Origin of the sequence: Flavobacterium flabelliforme, from assembly GCF_017948675.1 — a bacterium.
In the GTDB taxonomy this organism is placed as follows: domain Bacteria; phylum Bacteroidota; class Bacteroidia; order Flavobacteriales; family Flavobacteriaceae; genus Flavobacterium; species Flavobacterium pygoscelis.
Window position 1 is genome coordinate 464,894 of sequence record NZ_JAGFBU010000001.1, and the last position, 13,837, is coordinate 478,730.

12 protein-coding genes are annotated in these 13,837 nt (G+C 32.0%); 8 read left to right on the top strand and 4 right to left on the bottom strand.

Translation table 11 applies throughout. The annotated features are described in order from the left end of the window. Window positions 1-235 precede the first annotated feature (235 nt). The gene (locus J3S90_RS01980) at window positions 236-1,975 is read left to right on the top strand and encodes an aromatic amino acid hydroxylase (protein WP_210644388.1); all 1,740 of its coding nucleotides are present in this window, start codon (window positions 236-238) and stop codon (window positions 1,973-1,975) included. A gap of 111 nt (window positions 1,976-2,086) precedes the next feature. On the opposite strand, the gene J3S90_RS01985 is transcribed toward J3S90_RS01980, so the two are convergent. The 4 genes from J3S90_RS01985 to alaS form a co-directional block, all read right to left on the bottom strand. Next, complete coding sequence (locus J3S90_RS01985; RefSeq protein WP_188049532.1) at window positions 2,087-2,707, bottom strand: DUF4230 domain-containing protein; 621 nt, start codon at window positions 2,705-2,707, stop codon at window positions 2,087-2,089. A 2-nt stretch (window positions 2,708-2,709) separates the two neighbouring features. After that, the gene (locus tag J3S90_RS01990) at window positions 2,710-3,666 is read right to left on the bottom strand and encodes a GSCFA domain-containing protein (RefSeq protein ID WP_210644390.1); all 957 of its coding nucleotides are present in this window, start codon (window positions 3,664-3,666) and stop codon (window positions 2,710-2,712) included. 116 nt (window positions 3,667-3,782) lie between these two features. Further along, a complete protein-coding gene (locus tag J3S90_RS01995) occupies window positions 3,783-4,484 on the bottom strand; it encodes a hypothetical protein (protein ID WP_210644393.1) in 702 nt (233 codons plus the stop codon). A 311-nt stretch (window positions 4,485-4,795) separates the two neighbouring features. Continuing rightward, entirely contained in the window at window positions 4,796-7,459 is a 2,664-nt protein-coding gene (gene alaS / locus J3S90_RS02000; protein ID WP_210644395.1) for an alanine--tRNA ligase, read from the bottom strand. Between the two features lie 306 nt (window positions 7,460-7,765). Between alaS and J3S90_RS02005 the strand changes: the two genes are divergently transcribed. The 7 genes from J3S90_RS02005 (at window position 7,766) to J3S90_RS02035 (ending at window position 13,767) form a co-directional block, all read left to right on the top strand. Further along, complete coding sequence (locus J3S90_RS02005) at window positions 7,766-8,743, top strand: M23 family metallopeptidase (protein ID WP_188049529.1); 978 nt, start codon at window positions 7,766-7,768, stop codon at window positions 8,741-8,743. Window positions 8,744-8,796: 53 nt separating this feature from the next. Further along, complete coding sequence (locus J3S90_RS02010; protein WP_188049528.1) at window positions 8,797-9,129, top strand: MerR family transcriptional regulator; 333 nt, start codon at window positions 8,797-8,799, stop codon at window positions 9,127-9,129. 43 nt (window positions 9,130-9,172) lie between these two features. Further along, window positions 9,173-9,760, top strand: a complete 588-nt coding sequence (locus tag J3S90_RS02015) for a LemA family protein (protein ID WP_188049527.1) — start codon at window positions 9,173-9,175, stop codon at window positions 9,758-9,760. Window positions 9,761-9,851: 91 nt separating this feature from the next. After that, window positions 9,852-10,289, top strand: coding sequence for a TPM domain-containing protein (locus tag J3S90_RS02020; RefSeq protein ID WP_188049526.1), 438 nt, complete (start codon window positions 9,852-9,854; stop codon window positions 10,287-10,289). Beyond that, the gene (locus J3S90_RS02025) at window positions 10,289-11,098 is read left to right on the top strand and encodes a TPM domain-containing protein (RefSeq protein WP_210644397.1); all 810 of its coding nucleotides are present in this window, start codon (window positions 10,289-10,291) and stop codon (window positions 11,096-11,098) included. Before J3S90_RS02020 ends, J3S90_RS02025 begins: the two co-directional genes overlap by 1 nt. Window positions 11,099-11,273: 175 nt before the next feature. Further along, entirely contained in the window at window positions 11,274-12,524 is a 1,251-nt protein-coding gene (locus J3S90_RS02030) for an erythromycin esterase family protein (RefSeq protein ID WP_210644399.1), read from the top strand. A 241-nt stretch (window positions 12,525-12,765) separates the two neighbouring features. Beyond that, window positions 12,766-13,767, top strand: a complete 1,002-nt coding sequence (locus J3S90_RS02035; protein ID WP_210644401.1) for a hypothetical protein — start codon at window positions 12,766-12,768, stop codon at window positions 13,765-13,767. The last annotated feature ends 70 nt before the right edge of the window (window positions 13,768-13,837 follow it).

Genomic DNA, 13,837 nt, shown 5'->3' on the forward strand with positions numbered 1-13,837 from the left:
TTTACCTGTAAAACCTGAATTAAAATTCATCGAAAATAAAAACTAACTCTCCTAGCCCAGATAGCAGTGGAAAGCATTTGGCAAAAAAAGACAATTTTTGTTGTTCTAAGAAAGCGACTGTAAGAAGCTCTTATTAGGACTTACAAAAATGTATTTTTTTGCTAAATCTTGTAGCGAATAGCTGGAAATAGCTCCTTAAAGTTGTACTTTTGAAAAAAACTATAACGTTTTCGAGATGAGCACAACTATAGAAAGCAATCCGTTATTAGACCGGTTGCCAAAGCACTTAAGACAATTTATTAAACCTCAGGATTATAGCGACTATACACCAATAAACCAAGCAGTTTGGCGTTATGTAATGCGTAAAAACGTAAGTTACTTATCAAAAGTAGCACATAATTCCTATTTAGAAGGACTTAAAAAAACAGGAATTGAGGTTGATACTATTCCGAGTATGTACGGAATGAACCGAATTCTAACTGAAATTGGCTGGGCAGCTGTTGCTGTTGATGGATTTATTCCGCCTAATGCTTTCATGGAATTTCAAGCGTATAATGTACTCGTGATTGCTTCAGATATTCGTCAACTTGAACATATAGAATACACGCCTGCACCAGATATCATTCACGAAGGTGCTGGTCACGCACCTATTATTGCCAATCCAGAATATGCAGAATATTTACGTCGTTTTGGAGAAATAGGTTGCAAAGCCATTTCTTCGCACAAAGATTACGAAATGTATGAGGCCATCCGACTACTTTCTATTTTGAAAGAAGCAGAAGGAACTCCACAAGCCAATATTGACGCTGCTGAAAAAGCAGTAGAAGATTTGCAGAATAACATGGGTGAATTGTCAGAAATGGCACAAATTAGAAATCTGCATTGGTGGACTGTAGAATACGGTTTAATAGGCACGGTAGAAAATCCGAAAATATACGGCGCTGGTTTACTTTCTTCAATTGGTGAAAGTGCGCATTGTATGACTGAAAAAGTAAAGAAAATTCCTTACGACATATCGGCAGCAAATCAGAATTTTGATATTACACAACTGCAACCGCAATTGTATGTAACTCCTGATTTTGCTTATTTGAGCTTAATATTAGAAGAATTTGCTAATAAAATGGCGTTGCGTACAGGAGGTTTATCGGGTATAAATAAACTGATACAATCAAATGCTTTAGGAACTATTGAGTTGAACACTGGAATACAAGTTTCAGGAGTTTTTACGAATGTAATTGAAGCGAATGGAAAACCGGTTTACATTCAGACCACTGGAAAAACAGCTTTATCCTATAGAGAGAAAGAATTAGTAGGTCATGGAACGATTAATCATAAAGATGGTTTTGGTAGTCCCATTGGAAAACTAAAAGGCATCAATCTGGCTATCGAAGACATGAGTCCAAGAGATTTAAGTGCTTATTCTATTACTGAAAATGAAACGGTAACTTTAGATTTTGAAGGTGATATTACCGTAAAAGGAGAAATTATTACTGGTTCGAGAAACTTGCATGGCGAAATAATTTTAATCAGTTTTAAAAATTGTACTGTTACGCATGGAGAAACTATTTTGTTTCAACCAGAATGGGGTATTTATGATATGGCTGTTGGAAAAAAACTAGTTTCGGCTTTTTCAGGACCTGCAGATGCGACTAGTTTTGATTTGATTACTGCTGTTCCTAGTAGTACAACAATCAAAGCGCAGCAAAGTGCAGAACGTGATGATTTAGAAGTTTTGTATCAAACCGTACGATTGATAAGAGAATCAAAAGATACTACAACTTCTTTAGTTCCGATTTTTAAACAACTTAAAGAGAATCATCCAAATGATTGGTTGTTATCTGTTGAGATTGTTGAATTATTGAAAGATAGAAACGAACCAAATCTTTTGCAAGAGGTGAAAAATTATCTTGAAAATCTAAAACAAAGACGTTCAGAAATTTCACACTTGATAAATGGCGGACTGGATTTGATATAAAAAAGAACGCTCATTATCGCAGATTACTCTAGTGAAAATAGATTATTTAAAATTAAACCGCATATTCTCAGATTAATTAATACTCTGACAATCTGCGGTTTTCTTTTTTAACTACAATTTAATTTGTTGTCCAAATTCCTTTTCACTTTCGATCACTTTTCCTTCATATTTCAGTGTCCATCCTAATTGACTGGTAGTAATTAGCAATTTAGATAATTCGCTAATCAATCTGTTTTGAGCATTGGTTTTCAAAGTAGAACTTTCTATTTTTTTAGCTAAATTCGCTTTTACAGATTTGTTAATTTTGTTGTAATCTTCGCCAGTAAAAGGGTTCAGTTTACTTTGTTCTACATCATAAAACTTAATGTCTGGATTAATTTTTATTTCTTCTTTGGGAATATAAACAATCGTTATCGTTTTATTTTTCTCATCAATATCATATTTCATTTTATGTAAATCATAGGCAACTGTTACATCAGCATTTACGACAACGAGTGCTTTTTTCTCAAAAGAAAGCATGTTTAATAAATACTTTTCTTGATTTTTATAAGTAATCACTTCAGAGAAATGTCCCTCAGTAACAATTAGTTTTCCAACATTTAGAATTTGTTGCTGAATTAAGCCTGAGCCGTCTATAGTAGTTGTATTATCGTCTTTTTTAAATTCACAGTATTTGAATAATAGAAAAACAGTAATTATAATTCCGATGAAAATAAATAGTCTTTTTAGCATAATTAAAATTTCATGAATGGATTTTGAGTTTCTAATTTAGTGATTTTTTGGTTCAATTTAGACACAAATTTTAAGTGACTTTCAGATTGCGGATTAAATGGCCGGTGCATTAGTGATTTTTGAATATTCTCTACTTCCTCCATCGTGGTAAAAACTCCATCAGAAATAGTGGTTTCTTTAAAACGTTTCCAAATATAATCAATCGCTACTTGATTAGGGTGTAACATATCTTCGCTGTAAAAACGATAATCACGAAGTTCGTCCATCATAATTTCATAGGAAGGAAAGTATCCAGTATTTAATTTTAAATGTTCTGTTTGTATAACTTGATGAATTGAAGAAATTAAATTTGCTTTGCTCCATTGATTTTCAACAAAACCATCTTTGATGTGACGCACTGGAGAAACCGTAAAAATAACACAGCACTTTGAATTTACTTTTTGAATTAAATCTATTGTATTTCTAATAGATTTTTGAATAGTTTCTATTGACAAAATAGATTTCTCAAATTGTTTTTGAGGTACTTTATGACAATTGGCAACAACTTCATTGCTTTCTATATTTTTATAAACCCACGATGTACCATAAGTAATAATAACATGTGAAGCTTGTTCTATTGCTATTTTAGCAGATTGGACAACAGCATTTAATGAAACTAGCAATTCTTCTCTATCGGGATTACTTAAATCCGAATGCGCATCAAAACAATGCCACAATTCATTATGAAAGAAGATATCGTTTTCGGTAAATTGTTTTTTAGAAACAGCAAAATCAATAAATTTCTCAATAGCCAGAGGATGAAATAAAATCCCAAACGGATTGCAAGTATTTTGAAACTTGAAATAATCCAATTTTTCTGCCATATTCACTGCAAAACAAGATCCAAGAGATACAATCTTTGAATTGTAATCTATAAGCCGATTACTTTTGGAAATTGGGATTGGAGTTCTGAAATTCATTTCACTTACTTTCTTACAAAGTTGAATAATTTAAACCAATAAAAAAACTCAAACATTTCGATTTTTAAATCTACTTGTTTGAGTTTTCTTTATTTTAGCTCGAAGTGTGTGTTTTACTAATAGATGAATTTTTCATTACTACTTAGCTTTCCATTTCCAGATAATTTTACTTCTGTAGGATAATTAATGTTGTTATAAATATATTCATGAACAGTAGTATAAGAAATGCTGCTGTTTTTTTGAGAGTAGCTATACTTAACTACATTATTTAAAGTAGAGAAAGGATCTAGTAACTTATTAAGACCTAAGACGTTTTTAAGAGGATTATTTTTATTGTCGTATTCATATGTTGTTATACTACTTGTGTTTTCATCTTTAACAATATTACCATTAAAAATGGTCAATTTTCCAGAAGTTAAAGATGTTTGAGAACCCGTTAGGATATTTATTTCATAATTATTATAATCAACTGTACCATCAGAATTATGTTTATATTCACTCTTTTCTTTATCCGTAACAATGTTATTTAAAAAACTGGTAGTCATTAAACTACTCAATTTATTATTTAAATAGATAAATTCTTCTCTATCAGATAACAGTCCTTGTTCAAAAAAATCTTTTTTAGTTATTAAGTCTCCTGTATAATAATAAACAGTTTTTTCATCATCTTCAAGTATTTGTACTATTTTGTTACCATCGTAAGTAACAGCTATAGTACTATTTGATACAGGATCAATTCTTGAAATTTCTATCTTTTTTAGTAAAACAGTGTCTTCGGAGCTGTTTTTTACATCATCCTTAGAACAAGATGTTAACACTAATAAAACAGCACTGAATGAATAAATAAATTTTTTCATGGTTTTTTTTAATTATTTTCTTACAAAGAAAAGAAAATTTAATGATATATAAGATTTATATTATTTTTATTATTAAAATAAATTCACAATTAATAAAAAAAATATTTATTTGAATTGAAGAAAAAATAAGTGAAAGTATTTTAAAACTAAATTAAATGTACATTTTTTAACCTCACTTGAATTATAACTAGTTTGCATTACCTTACTAAAAAAACCAAACAACCCTTTTAAAAACGAGTTCTAAAAGGGTTGTTTGTATTTATACATTTTTACTATTTCACAAAATCAATTGCTTTTTCTAATACCTCCTTAATTCCAGATACATTTTTACCTTTTCCTGATGCAAAAAAGGGTTGTCCGCCACCGTTTCCGTCTATGAATTTGCCTAATTCTCTAATTACATTACCCGCATTAAGTCCTTTTTGGCTAACTAATTCTTTAGAAATGAAGCAATGAATATTGGGTAAATCGTCTTCAATAGAAGCCAAAAACACAAAAGAACTCGGTGTTGCGCTTCCAATTGCCATAGCCAAATCTTTTGTGGCGCTCATTGACAAATTAACTTGTTTAGATAAAAAGTTAACCCCATTGATTTCTTGAAATTCAGTTACCAAAATATTTTTTAGTCCCTCAATTTTTTCTTTTACTAAATTTTCAATTTCTTTTTTGAATTTAGAATTCTCTTCTTGCATAGAATGAACCGCTTTCAAAATATCTTGTGGGTTTTTCAAAGCAACTTTCACTTCATTTAATGTGTTTTCTTGCGTAGCATAAAATGCTTTTACCGCATCACTCGTAATCGCTTCAATACGACGAATTCCTGCTGCAACTGCTCCTTCTGAAACAATTTTGAAATGCCAAATTTCAGCTGTATTTTTCACGTGTATTCCACCACACAATTCCATGCTTTCGCCAAATTTAATCGCACGAACATGATCTCCATATTTCTCACCGAATAAAGCCATTGCTCCTTCTTCTACTGCTTGCGCAAAAGGAATATTTCTTCTTTCGATAAGTGGTAATTGCTCCTGTATTCTAGCATTAACAAAATCTTCCACTTGTTGCAATTCTGTTTCCGTCATTTTTGCAAAATGAGAAAAGTCAAAACGCAAATAGCTTGAATTTACCAAAGAACCTTTTTGCTCCACATGCGTTCCCAGAATACTTCTTAAAGCTTGATGCATTAAGTGTGTAGCCGAGTGATTTCTTGATGTTAAAGTTCTTAATTCTGTATTTACTTTGGCCACAAAACTTGCTTCAATGTTTTCAGGAAGTTGTTTTGTAAAATGTAGAATTAAATTATTTTCTTTCTTAGTGTCTATAATCTCAATAGTTTCATTAGCAGAAACCAATGTTCCTTTGTCACCAACTTGTCCTCCACCTTCTGGATAAAATGGTGTGTTATCTAAAACTATTTGGTATAAAACCCCATCTTTTTTGCTATCTACTTTACGAATTCTCGTAATTTTCGCTTCGTTTTCAGTTTGGTCATAACCCACAAATGTTTCTACATTTCCAGGAATTAAAACTGACCAATCTTCGGTTGAAACTTCAGATGCAGCACGAGAACGCGCTTTTTGAGCTTGCATCGAAGCGTCAAATTCAGCCTCGTTGAAAGACATTCCTTTTTCTTTCAAGATCAAAGCTGTTAAGTCTTTTGGAAAACCAAAAGTATCATACAGTTCAAATGCTTTAGCTCCAGAAATCCTCCCCAACCCCTCCGAAGGAAGGGCTTTTTTAGTATCGGCAATAACTTTGTCTAATAACTGTAAACCTTGGTCTAATGTTCTCAAGAATGAAGCTTCCTCCTCACGAATCACATTAGTCACAAACGTTTCTTGCAATTTGATTTCTGGGAAAAATTCACCCATTTGGTTTGCTAAAACAGCAACTAATTGATTGACAAAAGGCTCTTTGATGTCTAAAAATGTAAACCCGTAACGAATAGCACGACGTAAAATTCTACGGATTACATATCCAGCACCGGTATTAGAGGGCAATTGTCCGTCAGCAATTGCAAAAGCAACCGCACGAACGTGATCTACAATTACACGAATGGCAATATTTGTTTTGTTTTGTGATTCTTCGCTAGCGCTCAGAATGACATCATTGGTAGTATATTTAGCTCCAGTAATTTGTTCTACTTTTTTAATAAGTGGCGTAAAAACGTCCGTGTCATAATTAGAAGTCACTCCTTGTAATGCCATACACAAACGCTCAAATCCCATTCCGGTATCAACGTGTTTTGCAGGTAATTTTTCTAGTGAACCATCGGCTTTACGGTTGAATTCCATAAATACGTTGTTCCAAATTTCAACCACTTGTGGATGATCATTGTTGACTAAACTTTTTCCTGAAACTGCTGCTTTTTCTTCAGCGGTACGTAAATCAACGTGAATTTCTGAACAAGGTCCACAAGGTCCTTGATCGCCCATTTCCCAAAAATTATCTTTTTTGTTTCCTAGAATGATTCGGTCTTCATCGATCAACTCCTTCCAGATATCCCAAGCTTCTTGATCGAAAGGTACATTTTCCTCTGCATTACCTTCAAAAACTGAAACGTATAAATTTTCTTTAGGAATTTTATACACTTCCGTTAAAAGTTGCCAAGCCCAATTGATTGCTTCTTTTTTAAAATAATCACCAAAAGACCAATTTCCCAACATTTCGAACATCGTATGGTGATACGTATCAAAACCAACATCCTCCAAGTCATTGTGTTTTCCTGAAACACGAAGACATTTTTGAGTATCGGCAATTCTATTGCTTTTTGGCGTTGCGTTTCCCAAAAAATATTCTTTGAACTGCGCCATTCCTGAGTTGTTAAACATCAAGGTTGGATCATCTTTTAGAACGATAGGCGCTGAAGGAACAATAAGGTGTCCTTGTGATGCGAAAAAATCTAGAAATTGTTTACGTACGTCTTGTGATTTCATATTTTTATTTTGGGCCACTAAACAAAGTGGTTAATTTATGTGTGATTCAGAATATCCTCTGCCCCAGATAGAAGTGGAAAGCTTTGCTGTTTTAAAATTTATTTTTTCTTGAGTTGACAGAGCGACCGGAGGAAGCTCCTGACGGCGCATTAGAAAAAAATATTTTAAACAGCGAACTTGCAACGGTTAGCTGGATAAGGCACATTAATATATTTATTCTCTAAAAAAGGCTGTTGCAAATGAAACATTTCTTAAATTTGTTCGTCTAACCTTTTTACAGTGTGCAAAAATAGGGTATTTTAAAATATGTCGAAAGTAAAATATTATTACGATTCCGAAAATCTAGCCTACCGAAAAATAAAAACACGAAAAAGAAAAAAAATTGGTGTTATAATCTTATTTTTAGTGGCTTCGGCTCTGTTTGGTATATTGAGTTTTATAATTTTATTAAACACACCTTATTTTGAAACACCAAAAGATCGTTTGCAAGCGCGTGAAATTGAAAATTTGAAATTGAATTATGCCATTTTGAATAAAAAAATAGAGCAGGCGAATCTTGTTATTGATGCTATAGAGGAGCGAGATAATAATGTGTATCGTGCTTATTTTAACAAAACGATTATTCCAGATTCGATTCGTAAAGCTGGATTACCTGGAATAAATAGGTATAAAAAATTGGAAGGATACAATAACTCGCAGTTGGTGATGAACACCACAAAAAGAATTGATGTGCTTAACAAAGAATTAGTAATTCAATCGAAATCATTGGATGAAATACTAAAATTAGCTGAAGCTAAAAGTGTTTTTCTAGCTGCAATTCCAGCTATACAGCCCGTTAGAAATGAAAACTTGAAACATTTGGCTTCTGGTTTTGGATACAGAACAGATCCATTTACTAAAGTAAGAAAAATGCACGAAGGAATGGATTTTACCGCTAAAACGGGAACTCCAATTTATGCAACAGGAGACGGAATCGTTGCTAGAGCGGACAACAATGCGTCTGGATATGGTAATCATATCGTTATTCGGCACGGATTTGGCTACGAAACTTTGTATGCGCATTTAAGCAAATACAATATTCGGGCAGGGCAAAAAGTGAATCGTGGAGATATTATTGGATATGTGGGAAGCACGGGCAGATCTGAAGCGCCTCATTTGCACTACGAAGTTCATAAAGATCAAAAGGTAGTGAATCCTCTTAATTTTTATTACGGAAATATATCTGCAGTAGAATATGTAGCTATAGCAAAATTAGCGAATCAAGAAAATCAATCACTGGATTAACGATTACCGAGTTCAAGTCGATAGACCAGTAGAAATTATAAAGTAGAACAAACATGCACATTGAACTTTCAAAAGACAAAAGATATTATAGCATCGGAGAAGTAGCTAAAGCTTTTGATGTAAATGCCTCACTGATTCGTTTTTGGGACAATGAATTTGACATTTTAAAACCCAAAAAAAATGCTAAAGGAAATCGAATGTTCACTCCTGAGGATATTACTAATTTACAATTAATTTATCATTTGGTTAAAGAAAGAGGTTTTACCCTAGAAGGTGCTAAAACCCATCTAAAAGAGGGACAAAAGAAAACTTTAGATAAATTTGATATTATTAGAAAACTAGAAACCATACGAACACAATTAACCAATATTAAAAACGAAATTTAGATTTTAAAACAATAAATAAACACTAAACTTAAATTAAATAAACATGAAAAGATTTTTGCCTTGGATTATCGTAGCAGTTGTTGTCATAGTAATTTTTAGCTGGGTTAAAGGAATTAACAATACAGCAGTAACTTTAAATCAAACCGTAGAACAATCTTGGGGTGACGTTCAAACCGCTTACCAAAGAAGAAATGACTTAATCGGAAATTTAGTAAATACGGTAAAAGGTGCTGCCGAATTTGAAAAAGGAACCTTGACTGCTGTTATCGAAGCACGTGCTAAAGCTACTCAAGTAACAGTTGACCCTACGAATATCACACCAGAACAATTAGCCGAATTTAACAAAGCGCAAAGCGGAGTTAGCAGTTCATTATCAAGATTGTTAGTTACTGTTGAGCAATATCCTGATTTAAAAGCCAATGCTAATTTCTTGAAATTGCAAGATGAGTTAGCAAGTACAGAAAATCAAATTCTAACGGCTAGAACTCGTTTTAACGAAGCTGTTAAACCTTACAACACGCACATTAAAACTTTCCCAAATAGCATGTTTGCAGGAATGTTTGGATTTAAAGAAAAAGCTTATTTCAACGCTGTTGAAGGTGCTGATAAACCAGTAGAAGTAAAATTCTAAAAAATATTTTCAGTTTTTTGATTAACGATTTTGATTTTAGGATGCTATTTCTAACTTCAAAATCGTTAATCTTCATTCCTAAATTTTTCCCATGTCAAAAGTAGAAGATTTTTTAACCAAAGAAGAAGAACAAGAAATTGTTGCAGCTATTTGTACGGCTGAAAAAAATACTTCTGGCGAGATAAGAGTGCATTTAGAAAAAACCACTGCTCTTGATCCTTATGATCGTGCTCTAGAAGTTTTTAATCAACTTAAAATGGATCAAACCCAACTTCAAAACGGCGTTCTAATATATGTAGCAGTAAAAGACCGCAATTTTGTAATTTGCGGAGACAAAGGCATTAATGATGTCGTTAAAGAAGATTTTTGGAATTCTACTCGAGATGTAATTGTTGCTCATTTTAAAAATGGCAATTTCAAACAAGGGCTTATTGACGGAATCATTAAAGCGGGAGAACAATTACAACAGTATTTCCCTCATCTAGAAGGAGATAAAGATGAATTATCTAACGAAATATCAAAAGGATAATGATATTAAATAAAAAGATTACTTTAAATTCCTTAAAGTTAGTGATCTGTTTACTGCTTACACAGCTAAGCTTTGCACAGTTTACAATTCCAGAAAAACCTAGTTTTCAAACTTCAGTTTATGATTACGCCAATGTGTTGGGCGCAACGGATAAGGCGCAATTAGAACAAAAGCTAATTCAATATTCTGATTCTACTACAACTCAAATTGTAGTGATTACTATTGAAAGTTTAAAAGGGGAAGATGTAAGCCAACTAGCGACCAAATGGGGTCAAACTTGGGGAATTGGCGGAACAGAAAAAGATGATAATGGCGTAATTATTTTATTGGCTAAAGCCGAAAAAAAAATAGCCATCAATCCCGGATATGGATTAGAAGACAGATTGACAGCAGGTATTGGCGGAGAGATCATTAGGAATATTATTTTACCTGAATTTAGAGCGGGTAGTTTTTACAATGGTTTAGACAAAGGTACCGATGCGTTAATTGATGTTTTTAAAGGGAAATACAAAGGAGAACGTAAAAAATCACAACAAAAAAATGACTTCCCTTTACTGCCATTTATAATTATTGTTATTGTAATACTGGTTTTATTATCAAGAAATAAAGGTGGCGGTGGTGGCAACTCAGGAAATAGTGGTGGTGGGCCAAGTTTATTAGATGCTATCATTTTAAGTAGTCTCGGCAGAAGTGGCGGAGGTGGCTTTGGCGGTTCTTCGGGAGGTGGTTTCGGAGGCGGCGGAGGTGGCTTCGGTGGCGGATTTGGCGGCGGAGGTTTCTCTGGCGGTGGATCTAGCGGAGGATGGTAAATAAAATATTAAAAAAACGCTACAAAACTGTAGCGTTTTTTTTTACCTCATCATTAACTATAATCAAAAATACAAAGTCATTTATCTGTTAGCAGTCAGTTAAATAAAAATGCTAATTTTATGAACTATTCTTTTGAATTAGAACTAAACTATCCAACTACTTATTATATAAAATATGAAGAAAAATATCGTTACATTAATATTAATTATTTTTTGTAATTCATGTTTGTTTAGTCAAAATAATGCTATTGTTAAAGCAATAAATGAGAACGCATTTCAACTTAACAATTCAGATCCCAACATCGATATTGATAAAGACGCTAAATTAGATAGTATATTTAATAAAGTAAGGATTTTTGGATTTGGTGAAGCAACACACGGAACAAAAGAATTTTTCAATTTAAAATTTAAGTTTTTTAAATACTTAGTTAAAAATCAAGGAGTTCGTAATTTTGCAATTGAGGCAAGTTATGCAAATTGTATTGCAATTAATAATTACATAAAAGGACAAAAAAATGATCCAAAAGAATTGCTGAAAAATATTGGATTTTGGATTTGGAACACTCAAGAAGTTTTAGAACTAATTGAATGGATGAAAAAATTCAACGTTGATAAAATTCAATCTAATCAAATAAATTTTTACGGAATAGATATTATGGATTGTTCGAATTCAGCTAAAATAATTAGTGAACATCTAACAGAAAATTTATATGAGAACAAAACTCAATATTTAGATATATTAAGTTTTTACACTATAAAAAATAATACTAAGTATTTAAATAAGAATATATTAAAGAACCATTTAATCGTGATGAATGAATTAAAAGAAATTTTAAAAAGTTCAGAAGTTAAAAACAAAGAATTATACATTAGCTTACAAAATTCAATTATTCAATATATAAATTTTCGCATAGATTATAGACAAGAAATACGAGATAAAGAAATGTCAGAAAATATTAATCAAATATTACATTTTAATGGTAATGAGAGCAAAATATTTATTTGGGCACATAATTTTCATATTAAAAAAAACAATATCACCTATACAAATGACTTCGCAATGGGTCATTTTTTAAAAGAAAAATATGGAAATGAATATTATAGTTTAGGATTTGATTTTGCTACTGGAGCATTTAATGCTTATAGCATTAAGAATAAAAAAATTGAAATATTTTCAATTACCGAACCAATGACTAAAACGAGTAGCAAGTTGTTTAACGAAAGCTCTTTTGATAGCTTTTTTTTAGATTTTAATTCAATTAGTAAAATAGACATTTTGAATAATTATATAACTTCTAAAGTTAATTACCGAGGAATAGGCTCAACATTCAATCCAAAAATGGTTGAAAATGAAAAACTCAAAGATGCTTATGATGGAATTATCTTTGTAAAACAAACCCAAGCATCAACACTGTTACTCAGATAATAAATTATGTTAAAAAAAAGTGCCAAACATAATAAATAAACGACCGTACTGCTAACATACGTTTGAAGAGATTAGTGTTTTTATCATTTCTTGGTTCCGGCAGAAAATTCTCTTGCATAAAGCACCAAACATGATCAAGCGCCAAGACATAAAGAGATTAAATAATAAAATAGTATTTTTCTTAACATAAATGTTTTAAAAATTAATTTTATATTTGAAAAATTAATTTTAACTACTGATAATGAAAAATATACAGATAAAAAGCTGCTTTTTTTTACTACTCTTAATTTATAGCACAAATAGCTATTGTCAATTTAGTGGTTGGAAAGAAAAAGCTTTAGAATTAGGAACATCTATTGGTGCAAAAAAACTTGGTCTAGATGAAGTCTTAAAAAAACCTGCCGCAATTACCACTTCTTTTGAAGATGTAAATCAAAGCGGATCTAAATTTCCTGATTTAATAGTTGTGAAAAACGTACAACCTTTGTATTTACTCCCTAAAGCAACAAATGGTGGTTTTATACTTTGCGAAGGATTTTTTGAGATGACAAATAAAAGTTATTGTCTGCATGCTGGAACCTTTTTACCTTCAAAAGGAGATGGTTATATGTACGCTCCCATTTTAGGACCAAAAAAAGACATTATAACATCCATACTTAAAAATGCAGAAAAACATCCTGAGATTAATCAAAATGACATTCAGGTTCTTTTATGGACAATTATAGCTAGAACACGTTTTTCAGATTATAGTGGCCAGGTAAAACTAACTGCCGTTGCTTTGTTAAGTCCAATAGAACTTACTCATCTAGAAGGTGGAATGCTAGGGATTTTACCAGCAAGCTTGATGAACAAAGCAAAATCTAAAATTCCAGACGGTGTACAAAATATTTTTGAAGCAGAAAATAAAATTAGACAATTGGTAGCTTCTGGAAATTACACTTATGCTGACATGGAAAAATATGCAATTATTGCTGGAATGGCTCCAGTAAGAAGTGATATCCCTAGCGGAATATGGTCTTTGCATCCTGATGGCTATTACATTCGCTATTTTCCGTCGGGATATTCAAAAACGAAAGTGCAAATTTATGTTCCTAAGGAAATTATCGCCTCTGGAAAATCTGTAATATATGATGCTACAAATGACATTGCTTGTCCTGCCAATACGGGATCACAACGACTGGCTCAGACAAATGAACCTTTAGACCCAAACTATTCTATTAAAATAAAAGTTAATTGTAAATAATATAATACTAACTAATATTTATAAAAAAGTCCCGACACAATCGGGACTTTTTTTTGCTTTATGGTTGCAA

Excerpts from the sequence above, each read along its gene's own strand:
- J3S90_RS01985 (WP_188049532.1), bottom strand. The coding sequence starts at position 2,707 with ATGCTAAAAAGACTATTTATTTTCATCGGAATTATAATTACTGTTTTT.
- J3S90_RS02035 (WP_210644401.1), top strand. The coding sequence starts at position 12,766 with ATGAAAAATATACAGATAAAAAGCTGCTTTTTTTTACTACTCTTAATT.
- alaS (WP_210644395.1), bottom strand. The coding sequence starts at position 7,459 with ATGAAATCACAAGACGTACGTAAACAATTTCTAGATTTTTTCGCATCA.
- J3S90_RS02030 (WP_210644399.1), top strand. The coding sequence starts at position 11,274 with ATGAAGAAAAATATCGTTACATTAATATTAATTATTTTTTGTAATTCA.
- J3S90_RS02015 (WP_188049527.1), top strand. The coding sequence starts at position 9,173 with ATGAAAAGATTTTTGCCTTGGATTATCGTAGCAGTTGTTGTCATAGTA.
- J3S90_RS02020 (WP_188049526.1), top strand. The coding sequence starts at position 9,852 with ATGTCAAAAGTAGAAGATTTTTTAACCAAAGAAGAAGAACAAGAAATT.
- J3S90_RS02025 (WP_210644397.1), top strand. The coding sequence starts at position 10,289 with ATGATATTAAATAAAAAGATTACTTTAAATTCCTTAAAGTTAGTGATC.
- J3S90_RS02010 (WP_188049528.1), top strand. The coding sequence starts at position 8,797 with ATGCACATTGAACTTTCAAAAGACAAAAGATATTATAGCATCGGAGAA.
- J3S90_RS01980 (WP_210644388.1), top strand. The coding sequence starts at position 236 with ATGAGCACAACTATAGAAAGCAATCCGTTATTAGACCGGTTGCCAAAG.
- J3S90_RS01990 (WP_210644390.1), bottom strand. The coding sequence starts at position 3,666 with ATGAATTTCAGAACTCCAATCCCAATTTCCAAAAGTAATCGGCTTATA.
- J3S90_RS02005 (WP_188049529.1), top strand. The coding sequence starts at position 7,766 with ATGTCGAAAGTAAAATATTATTACGATTCCGAAAATCTAGCCTACCGA.